The 19,482-nt window shown below is 41.3% G+C and carries 17 protein-coding genes; 11 read left to right on the top strand and 6 right to left on the bottom strand.

Annotated elements, in window-relative coordinates:
* Positions 1-282: 282 nt before the first annotated feature.
* The 3 genes from QUF78_RS24965 to QUF78_RS24955 all read left to right on the top strand — a co-directional run bounded on the left by QUF78_RS24965 (position 283) and on the right by QUF78_RS24955 (position 3,377).
* Positions 283-1,605 (top strand): APC family permease, encoded by a 1,323-nt coding sequence (locus tag QUF78_RS24965; RefSeq protein WP_289326803.1) that lies wholly within the window; start codon positions 283-285, stop codon positions 1,603-1,605.
* 149 nt (positions 1,606-1,754) lie between these two features.
* Positions 1,755-2,948 carry an MFS transporter gene (locus tag QUF78_RS24960; RefSeq protein ID WP_289326802.1) on the top strand — a complete coding sequence of 398 codons (1,194 nt, stop codon included), beginning with the start codon at positions 1,755-1,757 and terminating at the stop codon, positions 2,946-2,948.
* 99 nt (positions 2,949-3,047) lie between these two features.
* A complete protein-coding gene (locus tag QUF78_RS24955) occupies positions 3,048-3,377 on the top strand; it encodes a hypothetical protein (RefSeq protein ID WP_289326801.1) in 330 nt (109 codons plus the stop codon).
* 88 nt (positions 3,378-3,465) lie between these two features.
* Here the strand turns inward: QUF78_RS24955 and QUF78_RS24950 are convergent, their stop codons facing one another.
* Positions 3,466-3,609 carry a hypothetical protein gene (locus tag QUF78_RS24950; RefSeq protein ID WP_289326800.1) on the bottom strand — a complete coding sequence of 48 codons (144 nt, stop codon included), beginning with the start codon at positions 3,607-3,609 and terminating at the stop codon, positions 3,466-3,468.
* A 144-nt stretch (positions 3,610-3,753) separates the two neighbouring features.
* Here QUF78_RS24950 and QUF78_RS24945 point away from each other — a divergent pair, with 144 nt between their 5' ends.
* From QUF78_RS24945 to QUF78_RS24935, 3 genes are all read left to right on the top strand, one after another.
* Entirely contained in the window at positions 3,754-4,617 is an 864-nt protein-coding gene (locus QUF78_RS24945; RefSeq protein ID WP_289326799.1) for an STAS domain-containing protein, read from the top strand.
* 203 nt (positions 4,618-4,820) lie between these two features.
* Entirely contained in the window at positions 4,821-5,255 is a 435-nt protein-coding gene (locus tag QUF78_RS24940) for a hypothetical protein (protein ID WP_289326798.1), read from the top strand.
* Between the two features lie 356 nt (positions 5,256-5,611).
* The gene (locus QUF78_RS24935) at positions 5,612-7,981 is read left to right on the top strand and encodes a penicillin acylase family protein (RefSeq protein ID WP_289326797.1); all 2,370 of its coding nucleotides are present in this window, start codon (positions 5,612-5,614) and stop codon (positions 7,979-7,981) included.
* A 53-nt stretch (positions 7,982-8,034) separates the two neighbouring features.
* Here QUF78_RS24935 and QUF78_RS24930 read toward each other — a convergent pair whose 3' ends face one another.
* Both QUF78_RS24930 and QUF78_RS24925 read right to left on the bottom strand, forming a co-directional pair.
* Positions 8,035-8,253 carry a hypothetical protein gene (locus QUF78_RS24930; protein ID WP_289326796.1) on the bottom strand — a complete coding sequence of 73 codons (219 nt, stop codon included), beginning with the start codon at positions 8,251-8,253 and terminating at the stop codon, positions 8,035-8,037.
* Positions 8,246-8,869 (bottom strand): sigma-70 family RNA polymerase sigma factor, encoded by a 624-nt coding sequence (locus QUF78_RS24925; protein WP_289326795.1) that lies wholly within the window; start codon positions 8,867-8,869, stop codon positions 8,246-8,248. Before QUF78_RS24925 ends, QUF78_RS24930 begins: the two co-directional genes overlap by 8 nt.
* A gap of 177 nt (positions 8,870-9,046) precedes the next feature.
* Between QUF78_RS24925 and QUF78_RS24920 the strand changes: the two genes are divergently transcribed.
* From QUF78_RS24920 to QUF78_RS24910, 3 genes are all read left to right on the top strand, one after another.
* Positions 9,047-9,190, top strand: coding sequence for a YvrJ family protein (locus QUF78_RS24920; protein WP_197281884.1), 144 nt, complete (start codon positions 9,047-9,049; stop codon positions 9,188-9,190).
* 390 nt (positions 9,191-9,580) lie between these two features.
* Complete coding sequence (locus tag QUF78_RS24915; protein WP_289326794.1) at positions 9,581-10,429, top strand: GNAT family N-acetyltransferase; 849 nt, start codon at positions 9,581-9,583, stop codon at positions 10,427-10,429.
* 16 nt (positions 10,430-10,445) lie between these two features.
* A complete protein-coding gene (locus QUF78_RS24910) occupies positions 10,446-10,904 on the top strand; it encodes a DinB family protein (RefSeq protein WP_289326793.1) in 459 nt (152 codons plus the stop codon).
* A gap of 279 nt (positions 10,905-11,183) precedes the next feature.
* On the opposite strand, the gene QUF78_RS24905 is transcribed toward QUF78_RS24910, so the two are convergent.
* The gene (locus tag QUF78_RS24905; RefSeq protein ID WP_483313870.1) at positions 11,184-11,669 is read right to left on the bottom strand and encodes a DUF2798 domain-containing protein; all 486 of its coding nucleotides are present in this window, start codon (positions 11,667-11,669) and stop codon (positions 11,184-11,186) included.
* Between the two features lie 635 nt (positions 11,670-12,304).
* Here QUF78_RS24905 and QUF78_RS24900 point away from each other — a divergent pair.
* The gene (locus QUF78_RS24900; RefSeq protein WP_289326791.1) at positions 12,305-16,123 is read left to right on the top strand and encodes a bifunctional 2',3'-cyclic-nucleotide 2'-phosphodiesterase/3'-nucleotidase; all 3,819 of its coding nucleotides are present in this window, start codon (positions 12,305-12,307) and stop codon (positions 16,121-16,123) included.
* A 251-nt stretch (positions 16,124-16,374) separates the two neighbouring features.
* Here the strand turns inward: QUF78_RS24900 and QUF78_RS24895 are convergent, their stop codons facing one another.
* The gene (locus QUF78_RS24895; RefSeq protein ID WP_289326790.1) at positions 16,375-16,857 is read right to left on the bottom strand and encodes a TspO/MBR family protein; all 483 of its coding nucleotides are present in this window, start codon (positions 16,855-16,857) and stop codon (positions 16,375-16,377) included.
* Positions 16,858-16,977: 120 nt separating this feature from the next.
* On the opposite strand from QUF78_RS24895, the gene QUF78_RS24890 reads away from it, so the two are divergent.
* Entirely contained in the window at positions 16,978-17,841 is an 864-nt protein-coding gene (locus QUF78_RS24890) for a DUF4349 domain-containing protein (protein ID WP_289326789.1), read from the top strand.
* Between the two features lie 52 nt (positions 17,842-17,893).
* On the opposite strand, the gene QUF78_RS24885 is transcribed toward QUF78_RS24890, so the two are convergent.
* The gene (locus QUF78_RS24885) at positions 17,894-19,261 is read right to left on the bottom strand and encodes an amino acid permease (RefSeq protein ID WP_289326788.1); all 1,368 of its coding nucleotides are present in this window, start codon (positions 19,259-19,261) and stop codon (positions 17,894-17,896) included.
* Between the last annotated feature and the right edge of the window lie 221 nt (positions 19,262-19,482).

Below are 19,482 nucleotides of genomic sequence, written 5' to 3'. Positions count from 1 at the left end.
ATATAACGAATGATAATTGTGTTTTGTGATTTTTAATTCGTGATTATTGAGATAAATAACGAATAATCTTTTGTGAATAAAAAAATATTCGGCTTTTAGCGTAGTTTCAGTCATATTTAGTAAAAAAAATATAAATGTAATAAAGCGCCCTGAGCGTAGTAATACCAATGTGTCTGAGTTTTTATTGGAATATTCAAATGATTACATAAACTATTTTCGTATAATTTATATGATATAATTTTAGTATAAAATAAGTACATGTGTACACCTGGGGAGGACATCATGGGAAATGACCAATTGAAGAAAACGATTGGCTTTTGGGTTGGAACATCTATTGTAGTTGGTACAGTTATCGGTTCTGGTATTTTCATGAGACCTGGTGACGTGCTTGAGTTAAGTGGTAACTCAACTATGGCCTTATTAGCTTGGCTGATAGGCGGTCTGATTACCCTGGCAAGCGGATTGACGATTGCGGAAGTGAGTACACGGATACCTAAAACGGGTGGCTTATATGTTTATATGGAAGAAGTGTACGGAAAAGCATGGGGATTCCTATGCGGCTGGGTTCAAACATTGGTATATGGACCTGCAGTCATGGGTGCCCTCAGTTTATACTTCGGAATATTAATCGCAGGAATATTTAATATCGCTTCAGATTACACTTTGGCAATAGGGATTCTGACGATCGTATTTATAGCAGGCATGAATCTGCTGGGGACAAAATACGGCGGTATGATACAAACCTTATCGACCGTTGCTAAATTGATCCCCATCATTTTCATAGCCGTGTTCGGTATCGCACAAGGTGATATGCCTGTATTCAATATCAATAGTGAAGGTTCAATGAAAATCAGTATGGCCGGTGCGATTTTGGCTACGCTCTGGGCGTATGATGGCTGGATGAATGTCGGCTTCATGGCAGGGGAAATGAAAAACCCGCAGAAAACGTTGCCGCGAGCGATCATAACGGGATTAGTCGTGGTCATGGTCTCATACTTAGCTGTGAACCTTGCCATGCTTCATGTATTGGGAGCAGAGGGAGTCATAGCTCATGGAACGAATGCAGCGAATGTTGCGGCAACGCTTCTATTTGGTGAATTGGGCGGGAAATTGATATCAATCGGAATAGCGATTTCCATTTTCGGTTGCTTGAACGGAAAACTCCTGACCTTTCCGCGCATAACCTTGGCGATGGCGACTGATAAAATGATGCCTGGCCATAAACAAATCGGGAAAATATCGCCCAAGTTTAAAACGCCTGTAAATGCAACGATATTACAAGTGTTCATTGCAATCATCATGATGGTTGCAGCAGACCCTGACAAACTTACCAATATGGCCGTATTCTCTGTCTTCTGTTTTTATGGATTAGCCTTCTTTGCGGTCTTCATCTTACGCAGAAAAGATCCGGAAGCGAAAACTTATAAAGTTCCATTTTACCCATTGATTCCCATTGTAGCGATTGCTGGCGCAATATATATTGTTTTAAGCACATTAATCCAAACACCTTTAAATGCCCTGTACTCGGTGATCATCCTCATTATAGGAATGCCTGTGTACTGGCTGCTTAAAAAAAGTGAGCGGAATGATAAACGGTCATATTAATGAAAAACCCTTCACTCAGTGCAGTGAAGGGTTTTTTTTAGGATTGCTGGAACTGAACTTTCCCTTTGGCCATAAGTGGCGAAATAGACAACTCAGGAAGTTCGTATTAACATAGGGGGAAAGTTTAAAAGTGAAGGGTCTGAACATAAGTGAATTATATCGAGCCTGCTGGTAAATCATTCAGGAAAACAATCTTGGCTTTATTTCTTGGTAGCTTTGTAACGTTTGCCGATCTATATAGTACCCAACCGGTCATTCCGGTATTCGCAAAGCAATTCGGAGTCTCTCCTGCTATGGCAAGTCTTACATTATCTTTCGCAACGGGGACGCTTGCCATTTGTTTATTGCTAGTTTCCTTTTTTTCAGAAAATATCGATAGGAAAAAAATAATGGGGACGGCGCTCACTTTGTCTGCATTGTTATCCATATGTGTCAGCTTCATCCAGGATGACCTATACATCCTTATCGCGATACGGGCGATTCAAGGAGCCGTGCTTGCAGGCTTCCCGGCAATTGCGATGGCTTATATCAATGAAGAATTTCATCCGAAAAGCCTGGGCTATGTGATGGGTATCTATGTGAGCGGTTCGAGTATCGGCGGATTGGCTGGCAGGTTGATTGTCGGGGTGCTGACCGATCATTTCTCATGGAACATAGCGATTGGCAGCCTTGGAGCTTTAAGTTTGATCATCAGTCTGGCTTTTTGGTGGATGCTCCCGCCTTCGCAGCATGCAGTCCGCGTACGAGTCTCATTGTCGAGAATAAAAACCTCCCTCATTAATAACTTAAGGAATGGCAGACTAGTACTCTTATTCGGTATGGCCTTCCTATTAATGGGCTCGTTTGTTACCGTTTATAACTTTGTGGGTATACCTTTAATGGGACCGCCATATCATTTATCACAAACATTGATTGGCTTCATTTTCATCATCTATCTTGTGGGGACATTTAGTTCTACATGGATGGGGAAGCTTGCCGATCAATATAGTCGGAGGCTTGTACTTCTTATCGGAATCGCAATCATGCTGATGGGGGCCCTTTTAACCCTATTGGATCCACTATTGCTGAAAATAATGGGGCTTGCCCTGTTAACATTTGGCTTTTTTGGAGCTCATTCAATTGCGAGCAGTTGGGTTGGAAGTTTAGCCGATAAAAGTGAAAAAGCACAAGCATCCGCATTATATCTCCTGTTTTACTATGCCGGATCAAGTGTAGTGGGGGCATCAGGCGGTTTATTCCTGATGAAGTTCGGTTGGGTAGGGGTCATCTCGGCAGTATCCATTTTAATCCTCCTGGCTGCTGCTTGTGCCATGATGGTTGAAAAAGTGAAAATCGTTAAATAAAATGATCTTTTCTATCATGATTTTCCGGAATCCTGAATATAATCTAGTGAAAAAGGATATTGAATAATAGATTGATAAGAGAAGAGGGTAATAGATAGAGTGAAACGAAAAGTAGTAATTCTCATTGGGTTAATAGCCGTATTAATTATTTTATTCGTTGTATACTTAACAAGTCCTGGCAGATTGGAAAAGGTGGAGATTGTTGAAAAATACTATCCTCATTTCTCCGATGGCAAGGCAGTCGGTTTTAAGACGAACGAAGTCATTGATGTGACGGAGACCGAAGAGGGATCCAATTGTGCAATGAAATTCGACAATGGGAAAACGTTGGAAATTGATTGTGACCGTTATTTAACATACAAAATTGATGAAACAGTCTATATTACCACTGAAGGGAACCATGTGAAGGAGATTCGGAGAAAAAGATAGTGACAGGAAGAACTGAGTTTGCTTAAATAACAAACTCAGCTCTTTTATTTATCCATTCAAAAACCCAGACCACATTGGACTGGGTTTTTCATTTTGTATCTTTGTTTTTACTTTTATCCTTTTTGTTACGCCGAATTACATCCAATATTCTGCGGCTGTTATTTTTACTGTTTATGAGTTCGACTAAATCGCTCATGTTTTCAGATTCAAAGTCTTTTTGATCCTTTTTCATGGTAATCCCTCCAAGTCATATATCATAATACCCTTATTCAGAAAAGGGTAAACGTCTATTATCATATTGGTAATAGAAGGTTTTATACCCACAACCATTAACTATTTGATAAAATGTGATAAAAGCCCTTTATGGGAGGTCTACATGGAAGAATTAAGAATGATCGGTGAAAAAATTGAAAAATTTAAATATATCTTGGTGGAGCATATCGAGTTGTTCGAAGAAGATGGCCCGCTCTATGATTTTGAAACCAGTAAAAAGGTAAGGTCAGAGCTTATTCAAATCCATGCAGATGCCCTAATCCATGGAAAGTCACAAGCGATGGAACGTATGAAAATAACGGGGATGGAAATAGGAAAGCGCGTCGTGGATATGGGTATTCCTTTAGATAAGAATATTGAGGAAGCTCAGCTGGTACGTAATCTTTTCTGGAGTTTCATTGAAGAAGAAGTAAGCAACCGCTACTACTCCATTGAAATTTTGCTAAAGGCAAGCTCGATAATTGATGCGATCCTGGACCAATTCATACACTGTGTGAGTATAAGTTATGTGAATCATTATAAAGAAATGGCAAGAATGGCAAACGATTCTTTGCAGAAGATAAAAGAGAACCAGGAAGTCATGGAAGAATTGGCCACTCCGATCGTACAGACCGTTTTAAAGGATGTCCTGCTCTTACCATTGATCGGGCGCATTGATGATTGGAGAATGGAGCCGATGCAATCGACTGTACTGCAAAAATGTGCAGATTTGAATGCGGAAGTATTGATTATCGATCTCTCCGGGATTACCTTTACGAAGGAAAGCAATATGCTCTCCCTTTTAGATAAACTAGTGGGGGCACTGGCGTTGATGGGTACGGAAACGATGTTTGTCGGTTTTACCCCTGATGTGGTGAAAGAGATAATCAAACTCGATTTCACTAATCAGGTAAAAGCTTTTCTATCGTTCAGGGAGGCTATGGAATATCTGTTTAAACAAAGAGGGCTGGCTCTTCAGCCGGTATGATGGGGGGTATCCTTTTCAGGGTATCTTTTTTGTATGTAATGAAGTTCCCAAAAAAAATTAGCGAATCCTGTGGATATACCTTCATGGTATAGTGAAATGGCTGAGGACGGACATGTTGCATTTGCCATTTAGATAATGAATGGATTTAATATACAAGAAAAAGAAATAGGACATGTAAAGCGTAAAAGGAGGGTGGATGAATAGTGTTTTTCAAGAAAAATGAAGAACTGGATCATAATGAAAAATGGTATTGTATAGGAATCATGACGGATAATGGGTTGGAGGATGAAGAATATGATGTTTTGTCAAAACGCATCCTCGACTCGGTTCAAAATGTGACGGTCATATCGGATTTGATAAGGCTGGAATGGGATCGGGAAAAATTGCAGGCCTTGAACGAACGTTTTCAGGACCATTCATTTTCTGACCCATGTTTTATCATTAATGAATTCATACCTGAGGATATAAAAAGGGCAAGAAAACTTCTTGAGAAAAACAATAAATGGAAGCGGCTCTTTGGTTTCCTCTCCTTTGAATACATGGAAGCCGAGACGAAGGCAGCCCATGACTTCGATAAGGCACTCTTTTATACGGATGATGCGGATAAAGTGATTGAATACATAATTGCAAATAGCTAGAATCCCCTGACGCACCGATACTTTGTATCGGTGTTTTTGGATTTGACAATGTTTATCGGAGCATATCGCGGTAGTAAATCGACCTTGACAGGTAATAATTCGCCCTTTTGCGAGATAATCGGTCATTAGGCGGGATAATTCGACCTACGTGGTGTAATAATTCGACCTCGTGCGTAGTAATTCGACCTTCCTCGGAATAATCTGACCTTACGCGGTAGTAATTCGTCCTTGCCCCTTTCCAACCTTCTGGAAATAAAAAGAGAGAATGTCAGGAAGATGGTAGGAAAGGTGGGTGGAAACGCGGAATATCTTAAATAGAAAGAAAGAGAGTTTTAAGGGGAGAGGGAGATGTGTCGATGGAAGTTGCCGTACCTCAGCAAAAGCCAAAATCGAAATGGAAAAGACGGGCGCTATGGAGTTTTGGAATCCTGATTTTACTTTTGCTGTCTGTTTTGATTGCTGCAAATGTATTTCTTTCAAGATCCTTGCCCGAAACAAAGGGGGAAATATCGCTTCCAGGCCTTTTGAAACCGGTTACGGTAGTGAGGGATTCCAGTGGGGTACCGCATATCAAAGCAGCGAATGAACATGATTTGTATTTAGCCCAAGGGTATATCCAAGCACAGGACCGTTTATTTCAAATGGATTTAAGCAGGCGTCAGGCCTCAGGAAGATTGAGTGAAGTGATTGGTGAGAAAACCGTCAAAAATGATAAATATTTTCGTACACTGGGGTTGAGACGGGCGGCTGAAGCCTCTTATGCTGCATATACAAGTAACGGGAAAGAAGCCCTGGATGTGTTTGCCGAAGGGGTGAATCTTTATATCGATGAACTGAAGCAGAATGGGAAATGGCCGGCCGAGTTCACTTTACTTGGATACAAACCAGAGCCGTGGACACCAGTCGATTCGCTGACCATCGGTAAATATATGGCCTTTGATTTAGGCGGGAACTGGGAAGATCAGGCGTTTAGACAGTATTTACTGCAAACGTTCCCAAAGGAAAAAGCGTATGATTTATTTCCTGATTATCCAAAGGGCGCTCCATATATCATCAGTAAGGAAGAGCTGGATATTGAAAAAAGTTTTGCAGGGGCTGTTATTCCTTATGAATTCAACGGCAGCAATAACTGGGTCGTTTCAGGCAAGAAAACGGATTCCGGTCAGCCGTTATTGGCGGATGATCCCCATCTGGGATTAGCTACACCGTCCGTTTGGTATCAAATGCATTTAGAGGCCCCGTCAGTCAATGTGAGCGGTGTTATTTTTGCCGGGATTCCGGGAATCATTCTCGGTCATAACGAAAAGGTCGCTTGGGGTGTGACCAATGCAGGTCCGGATGTTCAGGATCTGTATATTGAGAAGAGAAACCCGGAAAACCTGAAAGAATTCGCCTTCAAAGGTAAATGGGAAAAAGCACAAATCTTGGACGAACCGATCAGGGTGAAGGATGGTAAGACACTTGACTATAAGGTGACTGTTACCCGCCATGGACCGGTTGTTTCCGAGTTTGCCGGGAAAAGCGGAAAAGATACCGTCCTTGCATTAAGGTGGACGGCACTTGATCCTTCTGCCGAGCTTGAAGCGGTGCTGAATATGAATAAAGCCGGAAACTGGAAAGAATTCGAAAAGGCCCTTTTGAAGTTCGAAACCCCGGCACAGAATTTCGTCTTTGCCTCAGTCGATGGGACCATTGCCTATAAGGCGAATGGGAGAATCCCAATCCGGAAAAAAGGCGATAGTATGCTGCCAGTACCTGGCTGGACGGATGAATTTGAGTGGAAAGGCTACATTCCGTTTGATGAACTTCCAAAAACGGTCAATCCGGAAGAGGGATTCATTTCGACAGCGAATAATAAAGTCATCTCGGATGACTATCCTTACCACATCAGCAATAACTGGGCACAGCCCTACCGTCAGATGAGGATACAGGAGTTTTTAAAAGCCAATAAAAAGCTTACGACCGAGGATATGCAAAGCCTGCAAATGGATCAGCTGAATCTGCAAGCTAGAGAGTTTGTCCCTCAATTTCTAGAGGTATTGAAAGGTCCTTCGGGAAAACAGGAAGAACAGGCACTCAGGATTCTTAAGAAATGGAATCAAATTGATTCCGTTGATGAAGCAGCGCCACTGATTTTTAATGTCTGGATGAAAAAAATAGGGGAAGTTCTGCTTACGGAAGAAATACCGGAGGAAACCCTCAACCTCTTTAATGGAAGGCGTTCAGCCATTGATGAACTGCTGCGGCGGGCACTGGACGGTAAGCCGGGTCCTTGGATTGAAGAGGCAGGCGGACTGGAGCAGGTACTCGCCAAGTCGTTACAGGAGACGTTAAAGGAGCTGGAAGAATCACAAGGTGACGATATAGCTGATTGGGAATGGGGTGACTATCATCAGGTAAGGTTTAACCACCCGCTATCAAGTGTTGCCCCGTTAAATTATTTATTTAACAGCGGCGGCGGATTGCCGGTCGGCGGCAGCAGTGTAACTGTACAGGCAGCGGCATTTTTAGATGACGGAACTGTTAATCATGGTGGCTCCTGGAGGTTTGTCATCGACCTATCCGACATGAACCAGGGGTATCACCTCGTTGGCCCGGGGCAATCAGGTAACGTTAAAAGTGAGTGGTACCACGATCAGCTTGATGATTGGGCAGAAGGTACTTATCACAAAACGGCATTAGACGATCCAAAAGGTGATAGACTGACATTGAATCCATCATACTGATATTCAGAAAAAAATTACCAAGTCCAGCATGCTGCTCTGGACTTGGTAATTTTTCATTGTTTTTGCTTAGTCAGGAATTCTGCAAGGAATTCCTCGAAATTAGGTGCCTCGATTGCTGCAATTTTTTCATATGACTCAATGATCTTGAGTTTAATCTCTTGTTCCAGATCATTCCGGTCTTGATAGTTTGTGTTTTTTAACGATTTTTTTATTTTAGGATTCAAAGAATCGATAAGATTCACCAATTCTTCTTTTGAGAGTTTTTTATCCACAATGGCTTTTCTCCTTTCTATTATATACCTCATCCATATAGTGCTTTCGAAGTTTTTTTAGAGCTTGTTTACGGATGCTTGAGATATTCTGTGGCGACTCATGGAAATAGGCAGCAATTTCCTTGTTGGATAGGCCGTAGGAAAAAATCATGGTCAGCACCAGGGTTTGTTTGGATGTTAACGTCTTCAAGGCTTTTATCATCTCTTCATCACTTATGTGTGAAGTTAGATCATTCGTTTCTCCCATCTTTTCAAGTTGAACGTCCAAAGTGCCGATTCGATCGATCATTCCGCCAGTATCCCTTGGTGTCGCATCAAGTACCATTCGATAGCGTTCCCGCTGCTTCCGTGCCCTTTTATCAAAGTCAACGGAGAAAAAGTAAATTAAGGAGCACATGTATTTGTATACCTTAGCCCGGTAATAGAAAATTTTGAAAGTCTCGTTGAGTTGGCAAATGTTGTGTGAAGAAGGGGAATCAAGAGTTTCGGTAAAAATCTTTAAATGCTCTGGGTTCTGTAAAAATACTTGAATGATCGGTTGTTCAAAGAAAGATGAGTACTGTTGTTGCAGAAATTCCAATGAATGAGAAAAAAAATGAGAAGTTAATTGGTTCATCGCTATCCCTCCTTTAATTAATAAAGTGATGGACAAGGGGAATAAATCAATTATATACGAACATTCGTTCTTTTATCCATAAATCAATAGTGCTAGATTGTTTTTTTAAAACAAGTTTCACTTTAGATATCAGATACAAGAAAAGGGGTGAAGAGGATGATGATTGAGGATGCTACTATGTGGGTGTCATTAGTTAGCGAATTTGGCTATCCATTCGTCGTTTCTATGTTTTTGCTCTTCCGCTTCGGTAAACAATTAAAAGAACTGACAACGGACGTAGAGAACTTAAAAAAGTCCGCTCACAAAACGAAAAAACGATAACCTCAGGACGTAATGTGCTAGGTAGTAAAAACCGAATTTCGGGTTCTGTTCAATAAAGGGTCCGGAATTCGGGTATAAAGAAACCGGTACATTGGACCATTAAATTCCTCCTTTAAAGTCAAATAAAAAAATAATAAACCATTATTTGGAATATAGCACAAAATGGGTAAAAAATAATCCTCAATTGGAATCATTTTACTGCTATAATTCATCCGTCAATGGAATTAGATAGGAAATCCTCCCCTCATACGATTTTAGTTTTATGGATTAAAGTGAAAATACTTTTAAAAAAACAACATTCATATATAAACTTATGTAAATAAGCGGCATCCAAGTAAAAGGATGCTGCTTTTCTTATTTTTTGGTAATAAACTGATAGTATGGAAAGGGGTGACAATTTTGAATGAAATACAGCTAGAAGATATTCGGATTCTACAGCATGAATGTGAACGGGAGGATTTTACATTAAAGCTGAACTGGGAAACACTTCGCAGTCGAAATGGTGTGAATAAGAATGACTTTCTTCACTACGATGGAGTAAAACTTGTTGGTTTTCTTGGTCTTTACGATTTTGGAAACAAAGTGGAGATGTGTGGGATGGTACACCCTGATTTTCGGAGGCAAGGCATTTTTACAAAGCTGATGGACGAAGCTATAAGGAGTGCCGTGGAGCGCAACTATAAGTTGATCATCTTGAACGCACCTTCCCAATCCCATTCAGGGACAGGATTCTTGAAACAGCTCCCATGTGAGTTTTCTTTTTCTGAGTTTCAAATGAAATGGTCTCAAACGGAACTGGATGATTATGAGGATGCAGTCGTTCGCCCTTCACGGAGAGATGATGAGGAAACGGAAATTCAGCTGGATATTCAGTGTTTCCAATTTACGAAACAAGAGGCGAAGGATTATTATCAGCGCATCCTATATGAGGATACTCTGAAAACCATGATGATTGAAAAGGATGGCCGCGCGGTCGGTAAGATCCGTGTTGATCATTCAGACCGGGAAGCGTGGATTTATGGATTTTCCATTTTGCCGGAATACCAGGGAAACGGACTTGGCAGAAAGGCATTGAAAAAGGTTGTAGCCGAACAATGCCAGCTGGGATATGATATTTTTCTCGAGGTCGAGGCGACTAATGAGCATGCTTTAAGACTCTATGAATCTTGTGGATTCAAAACCATTCAAAGACAGGATTATTATCTATATAAAGGGAAGCGGTGCTTTAACGTCAAATAGTGTTGGGGGAAAAGGGATGTTGACATTATTCACTTATAACTGGCAGGTGCGAAATGAGTGGTTCAAGTGGTGCAGATCCGTACCGAGTGAGGAACTGAAACGACAGCGTACTGGCGGGATGGGCAATATTTTAAGGACGCTCGCCCATATAATCGATGTCGAATGCAGCTGGATCAGGGCCATACAAGGGAAGCCGGATGTCGGGATTGATTTAGACGCTTATAATACGATCGAGAAAGTGGAGGAATTATCCGGACGTTATCATTCAGAGATTTTGGACTATTTGAACTCGCATTCAATTGATGGGAAGGAAGAAATGATTCAGCCATCCTGGATGGAGGGGACATACCAAAAAGGCAGGATACTGCGCCATCTCATAGCACACGAAATTCATCATATAGGCCAGTTGTCCATCTGGTCGAGGGAGATGGGAATCGAACCGGTTTCCGCCAGTTTATTAAATCGGGATTTATAGGTTTTCATGTTTTAATAACTGGTTACCAGTTTTTTTTGAAAGGAATTCTGCAGGTTTATTCAAAAAAGGGGATTATGGAGGGAGGACAAATCGGGGAATCCATATTGGGTATAATGGTCGTTTCACCGGCACGCCTTGGTCTGGATGGGACAGGTTAATTCCTAATATAAGAAATTTTTCGTCTTAACGCAGTAGAGTTATAACATATTAAATAAAAAGGATTAGCGTATTAGCTTAATCCTTTTTATTTATTTGTCATATACATTAATATTTACGCACTCAAATTTTTGTTAATTTTGGCTTATGTGTCGCTGGTTTAATGTATGTAGTTAATAACCGGCGTGAGATTGGTCCAACAATCAGTAACTGTGATGGTAGCGCCACGATAAAGTTTAGACCAACTGTTTTAAGGTAAGCTGTGACAATTGAACCCTCGATTCCTATCATTAGCCTCGTTAAAATAACCCCATATACTGACATAATAAGGACCATTATAGGGACCATACAAAAGGCGATTGCAATAATAAAGTTGGTTTCTTTCGATTTATCATAAGGCAGTGATAATGCAAGTTTACGCGCCTTCGGTTCAACTATTGACTCTGCAATAAAAGCGACGATAAATGTTACCACAAATTGAATCACTGCAGCCCCTATTGTAAACGATGAAACCCCGTGTAAAGCTGTGTTGTAAACTGACATAATAAGAACCATTCCAAAACACATAAAAAGTCCAAAGATTATGCCTTCCTTTTTATTACTAGGCAAATAAAAACATCCTTTCTTTTAAGCATAAATGTAATTATATATGCCGAAAAATTTTTACATAAGTGACATTTTTATGACTTTTATTTTAAGTTATTTTAATTACATTGTTGTTTTGATGAAACCTTGTTTATAGAGGCTTTGCAAAAAAACGAATTAGAAAATTGTTAGATATAGAAAAGCATAAAGAATAATAACGAATTTAATTTGTTTCAATGAGTTTGATGATTCATTAGATTCCCGGTACGCATTTCATTATCGATCGGGAGTATGCTGGGGTGATTGCCTTGGTCCTATTATTATCAAGCGGATTAACTGCAGCGGCGCTTCCGGTTTCACTGAAGTAGAGAGCGTCGAAGAAAGAAGGAACGATCTTGAAATCCATACGATGTAAGCAGGCTGGCTCATGTGCATGGGTCAGCCTTTTATTAAAAAGCACCTTTCTCCCTAAGGATTCCCTCGGATTCGGTGACGGTTATATATATTTGAAGGAAAAACGATCCATGTTCAGTGAATGGAAATGGATAAATAGTACCAATTATTCAAAATTCTTAATATTAAGGTAAATTGTGACGCGATTTCGACAAAATCATGTTATATTATTCTAGCATTTTACAAAAATAGAAGGGTTGTGAAGTATGTCGTTCAAGATGCATGTTAAAAAGATGCTTGCCCCGATTCTTGCTGTAAGTTTGATTACAGCCCCATTTACCGTCCCGGGGGAGACATCCGCCAAAGGGTCTAATAAGAAACCGGTCGCGACTAAACCGTTCATCATTACAGCTCCTGCCGTTAATTACACAAATGGCACCAAGGCGACTGTAACGGTCACACCGAAAAAAGGGAACAAAGGAAATGAAACAGTTGTCTTCCAGTTAATGAATGGGACGAAGGTCATTTCACAGTCAGCCGTTGAGGCGGATATTAAATCGGCCCAAAAGTTCTCTGCATACTTCAATACGTATAAAGCGGGTTATTGGGTCAAGGTATCGGTTGTCTCCAAGTATAACGGCAATACGATTAACTTCGGCAACAGCCTGGCAACCTCCGTTTCTGATGCACCATTTGAACTAAGGATCATGGAGACGACAGATATACACACTAATCTAGTGAGCTATGATTATTATAAGGATGCCGTATCGGACTCCGTCGGCTTTTCCCGCACGGCATCTTTAATCAAACAGGCACGAAAAGAAGTGAAAAATAGTGTTTTAGTGGATAACGGCGACCTTATTCAAGGGACCCCCCTGGGTACGTACAAAGCGAAAATAGCGCCACTGAAAAAAGGTGAAGTCCATCCTGTCTATAAAGCGATGAACTTGCTTGACTATGATGTCGCTACATTCGGCAATCACGAATTCAATTATGGTTTATCTTATTTGGACGAGGCCATCAACGATGCGGACTTCCCTTATGTGAATGCCAATGTTTATAAAAAGGATAAAGACAATAATCCAAAGAATGACAAAAATAAATATACCCCTTATAAGATCGTCACGAAAAAAGTAAAGGATATCAATGGAAACGAGAAATCAGTAAAAATAGGCTACATTGGGTTTGCCCCTCCGCAAATCATGGATTGGGATAAAGCGAATCTTGACGGTAAGGTCGTTACAAAAGAAATCGTCACGACTGCAAATAAATATGTACCTGAAATGAAGAAAAAGGGTGCGGATGTCATCGTGGCGCTCACTCATTCCGGGTTTAATGGCGACACCAAGAATACCGAGGATGTCATCTATTCATTAAGCAAGGTATCCGGCATCGATGCCATCACGTTCTCCCACACACATAAAGTCTTTCCGGCACAAGATGAGGCGTCTTTAGACAGCCTATTTAAAGATAGCCAAGGAAAAATCCTTAAAGGCGTGGATAATAAAAAGGGCACCATCAATGGTGTACCAGCCGTTCAAGCAGGATATGGCGGCAGTAATCTGGGGATCATCGATCTTGATATCCAGAATATCAAAGGGAAATGGAAGGTCGTTCATTCCGATTCATCAACTCGGGCAATCAACGACAAAGTAACAGGAAAAAAAGCAGCTGAAGATGCATCTGTCGTCAAAGCCGTTAAAAAGGATCACGAAGAAACGATCAAGTATGTCAACACGCCAATTGGAACGACTACAGCTCCAATCCATAGTTACTTCGCCCTTGTGCAAGATGATCCTTCTGTACAGGTTGTGACAAGCGCGCAGAAATGGTATGTGGAAAAATATATCCAAAGCAATCGCCCTGAATACAAAGACTTGCCTATTCTCTCTGTAGGAGCCCCTTTCAAAGCGGGGCGCAATGGAGTCGAGGAATTCACCGAAATCAAAGAAGGCGGACTGACCATTCGCAGCGCCGGCGATTTATATTTATATGATAATACCTTGAAGGCAATCAAGATCAAAGGGTCCGTGGTTAAAGAATGGCTTGAGATGTCTGCCGGGAAATATAATAAAATTGATCCTGCCAAGTCTGAGGAACAGGAATTGCTTAATGGAAAGTTTGCCGTCTATAATTTTGATGTGATTGACGGCGTTACGTATCAAATCGATGTCACCAAGGCTCCGCGCTATGATGAAAAAGGGATAAAAGTGTCGGATTCAAGCAGGATTGCAGATTTGAAATATAATGGAAAACCAGTGGACCCGAATCAAGACTTCATCGTCGTGACGAATAATTACCGTGCTTCGGGCGGAGGAAATTTCCCGGGAGTGAAAGGCAGCGAATACGTAGTTGACTCTGCGGATGAAAATCGCCAAATCTTGATGGATTACATTACCCAAGAGGGTGAGATCAATCCAACTGCTGATAATAACTGGTCAATTGCCCCGATTTCAGGCAAGGTGAACGTTACTTTCACCTCATCACCAAAGGGTGCGGAATATTTAAATGAAGACAGTCCAATTTTCTATACAGGTAAAACCGATGATAAAGGCTTTGGCATTTACAAATTCAATCTTGGGAAAGAAAACGTTAAGGTGCAATTGCTTGGAATCAATGATCTTCACGGCCAGCTGGATACCACTTCTGATTTTGGCGGTATCAAACAAGGGCGTGCTGATTATTTAGCTGCGCACATGAAGCAGCGTAAAGCTGAAAACCCTGAAAATACACTTTTACTATCAGCAGGGGATGCTGTTGGGGCAAGTGCTCCCGTTTCCTCTTTGATCCAGGACAAACCGACGCTACAGTTTTTGAATAATATGAAATTCGATGTCGGAACTGTCGGGAACCATGAGTTCGACAAAGGGGTAGAAACCCTTATGGCTCAAATCAATGGCGGAAAGTCGCCCACATCTGATGTGGTATTCGATAAATTGAACTTTCCGTATGTGGTTGCCAATGTCGTATATAAAGACACCAAAAAACCCATTTTGGACCCTTACGTCATAAAAAAGGTAGGCGGGGTTGATATCGGGTTCATAGGTGTAGTAACGAATGCCACACCTCAAAAAGTAAGTCCGGATGGCATTAAGAATGTGGAATTCATAGAACAGGCACCTGCGGTAAATAAGGCGGTTGATGAGTTGAAGGAAAAGGGCGTCAAATCCATTGTGATCATCTCGCATGACCCAGGCACTGAAAAGGAAGGGGTCATCACAGGCGAAGTGGCTGATCTTGCCAAAGCCGTGGATGATGAAGTCGATGTGATCTTAGCAGGAGATAATCATGCAAGGGTCAACAACTATGTGGATAATAAATTGATTGTACAAGCTTACTCTTATGGAACGGCTTTTGAAGATGTTGATTTGGAAATCGATCCAAACACAAAGGATATTGTCAAAAAGTCAGCTGAAATTGTCACGGTTACACAAGATGGCATCACACCCGATGCCGGGACGACGAAATTCATTAACGACTATTTAGACATGTTCCCCGAGTTGAAAGCCCCACTTGGGACAACGGATGAGAAAATTTTAAGAACCAATGCCTATACACAGGAAACTGCACTCGGTAATTTAATTGCCGATTCAATGAAAGCAGATTTGAATTCCGATTTTGCCTTCATGAATCCAGGTGGAATTCGTGCAGATATTCCAAAGGGGGAAGTCACTTTTTCCGATTTAGCGAAAATCCAGCCGTTCGGAAACGTATTGGTTAAGCTCGAACTGACTGGAGCCGAAGTGAAAACGCTGCTTCAACAGCAATGGATCGTTGAAGGATCTCCGAAAACTTTGCAAATTTCTGGACTGAGCTACACAGCCGACTTCAGTAAACCTGTCACCGAACGTGTCACCTTATTGAAGAAAGCGGACGGGACACCGATCAAGGATACCGAAACATACACGGTCGCCGTCAATGATTTCATGGCAAGCGGTGGTGATAACTATACCGTCCTGAAAGGAAAAGAGCGTGTATTTGGGCATGCTGATTTGGAAGCTTTCGTTAACTATGTGAAAGAAACCTTCAAAGGCGGAAAGATCACGGCAGAAATTGAAGGCAGAATTACGAATATCAATAATTAATTGAGGTTTACTCGTGAGTAAAGCGGATTTACTCGTGAAAATTGAGCATTTACTCGTGAGTTAAGAGGGTTTACTCGTGAAAATTGAGCATTTACTCGTGAGTTTAGAGGGTTTACTCGTGAAAATTGAGCATTTATTCGTGAGTTAAGCGGGTTTACTCGTGAAAATTGGACATTTACTCGTGAGTTAAGTGAATTTACTCGTGAACCTAAAAGAGAGCGCTCCTAATACAAGGGGCGCTCCTTTTTTGATCAATTGTTTCTGAAGATGGAAAAGTTTAATCCCAATGCAAAGGTGACCCATGCGATATAGGGAATCATCGCTAAACCTGATGTACGGTCTATTTTATAAAACTCGAATGCCGTTAATGTAATCAAGGTCAGCAGTGCAGCCATTTCAATAAATGCTGTTCCGCGCAAACCCCATTTGAAGAATAAAAAAGACCATAAGAAATTCAACCCTAGTTGAGTATCGTAGAGGAGTTCAGCTGACTTCGATTTTTTTTCTTTGGATGCAATGCGATATTTCGCTATTCCCATAATCGTATAAAGGCCGGTCCAAGCAACGGGGAAGGTCCAGGAAGGAGGAGCAAAAGCAGGTTTCTTGAGTTTGTCATAAATTTCTTTTGAATTCCTTGTGGCGAATATCCCTACAAGTGAACCTCCGACCACAGGTACCAAAACACTTTTAGCTAATTTTCCGTAGTTCATCATGCAATCATCTTCTTTCTTCATTGTTTGGATGTTCTTAATACCTTTACCTTTTCATCTGAAAATAAAACATGCCCTTTAATCAAGAAGTGTAACTTTCTTCCAATTTTTACGTCGGTACTATTAAGAAAAGGGGGAATACCGATGAACCGTAAAAAAATGATGCTTTTGTTCAGTTTGTTCCTTTTACTTGCTGCATGCAGCAGTAATGAAAAAGATGATTCAGCATCGGAATCACAGGATGAAAAGGCGAGCAGTAAAATGGACGCTTCCTTTTCTGAGAATAAGGAGCCGGAAGAAGTCGTGGAAAAAGAAGGGGTGACGGATGAAAGAAAGGTCATTCATCAAGCCCAGCTAGAGTTGAAAGTGAAGAACCTTGAAAAGGCACAAATGAAGATTGAGAATAAGGTGGATGAATATGGCGGATATGTTGTCGAGTCCAATGTATACAGGGAAGATGAAGAATTGGTGGAAGGAACCATCACTGTTCGGATCCCCGAGGCCCGTTTTCAGGATTTTCTAGCCGATAGCGAGGGCGAGGCTTCAGAAGTGGTCGGAAGGAATGTTACAGGACAGGATGTGACGGAGCAATATGTAGATTTAAAAGCAAGGTTGAAGTCAAAGAGGGCTGTGGAGGAAAGGTTACTTGCATTCATGCAGGACGCTAAGAAGACGGAAGATCTGTTGAAAATATCATCTGATCTTGCCGTGGTTCAAGAAGAAATAGAGCAGCTGACCGGGCAAATGAAGTATCTTGAAAACCAGACTTCATATTCAACGGTTACAATCACGTTCATACAGGACCGGATTGTTGTACCGGGTCTTGATAATAAGGAATTGAATACATGGGAGAGAACGAAGAAACAACTTGCAACGAGTGCGAATCTATTACTTAAAGCGGGTTCGGGAATCATTGTTTTCATAATAGGAAACTTGCCTATCCTCATTATTTTAGGCGGAGCTGGAGCGGTGGTCCATTGGGCGCTGAAAAGAAGGGGTAAAAGGTAAAGGAAGAAAAAAAGAGGGTGCCCAAACAAATTCGTTTGGCACCCTCTGGCATTTATCTTTTTCGTTTATGCAAACCGGTCACATAATACAGGACCACTAACAGTAAGATCCAGATCGGACCAACGATTAGAGCGATTCTTGTATCTGCTGAAAAGCCGAGTACAACCATTACGAATACTAAAAAGGCTAGAGTGAAATAAGAAGTGAATGGGAAAAGAGGCATTTTGTAACCTAAGCCTTGTTTTTCCGCCGGACTCATTTTTCGTCTAGACATAATCTGTGTGACAAGTATGGTTCCCCATGTCCAGAGTGCACCGAATGTGGCGACACTTGTCACGTAACTGAAAACTTTATCGGCTTCCATGTAGTTAAGGTAAACACCGAAAAGAAGCACGACAGCCGAAACGATAATGGCAACGCCAGGAACGCCCGACTTTGTTGTACGTTCGAAACTTTTTGGTGATTCACCTTGCTGCGCTAGGTTGAATAACATTCTTCCCGTACTGAAGATCCCGCTGTTACAAGATGATAGGGCCGCTGTCAATACGACAAACTGAATGATTCCTGCTGCGCCTGGTATACCAATTTTATCAAACATCATAACGAATGGGCTGTTTTCTCCATTCATTTGATCCCATGGAGTGATCGATAAAATGACTGTCAGAGCTAAAACGTAAAAAAGTAAGATTCGATAAAAGACGGTATCGATGGCTCTTTTTAGAGATTTTTCAGGATTTTTGACTTCACCTGCGGTTACACCGAGCATTTCAATTCCCAAATAGGCGAACATGACCATTTGGAAAGAGAGGATGACACCGGAAATCCCATTAGGGAAAAATCCGCCATGTTCAACAAGGTTGCCGAATCCAACCGCGATTCCGCCGTTCCCCAGTCCAAAGATGATCATCCCGAAGCCAAGAACGATCATTAGGATGATCGTAACGATTTTAACTAGTGCGAACCAAAACTCCAATTCACCGTAAGCTTTTACAGCAAGAAAGTTAATCGTTGTCATGATGGCAAGTGCGGCTAACGCCCAAGCCCATTGTGGAGTTCCCGGGAACCAGAATTGCATATAGATTCCGACTGCCGTAATTTCGGCCATACAGGTGGCAATCCAAACGAACCAGTAATTCCAACCGGTTATATATCCGGCAAGAGGGCCGACAAATTCGCTTGCATAGCGACTGAATGAGCCTGCGACAGGATTTTTTATCGCCATTTCCCCTAGTGCCCGCATGATAAGGTAGATCATAAGCCCGCCAATTGCATAAGAAATAATGATAGCTGGGCCGGCTAGTTTAATCGCAGATGCCGAGCCGAGAAATAAACCGACTCCAATGGCTGCGCCAAGAGACATTAATGCGATATGTCTTTCTTCCAAACCTCTATGCAGTTGAGATTCTTTGGAGTTTTGCATAATTTTCCCCTTTTCTTTGTTGGAGTGAAGTTTTCTCTATCTAGCATTTTATCACTAGTAGAGCTGAATACATATTATTTATTGATTTTTCACATAATATTACAACTAAATAATATATTTTAATAGGGAGATTGTAAAGCAAAAAATGAAAACGCTTACCACGAAGGGGATCTTACCTGTTTTCATTATATAATAATCTTATATAACTAAATGGAATGTTA

The sequence above is a fragment of the Peribacillus sp. ACCC06369 genome, from assembly GCF_030348945.1.
Classification (GTDB): Bacteria; Bacillota; Bacilli; order Bacillales; family DSM-1321; genus Peribacillus.
Note: the sequence above shows the minus strand (reverse complement) of the source record. Positions and strands in the feature narration are given on the sequence as shown.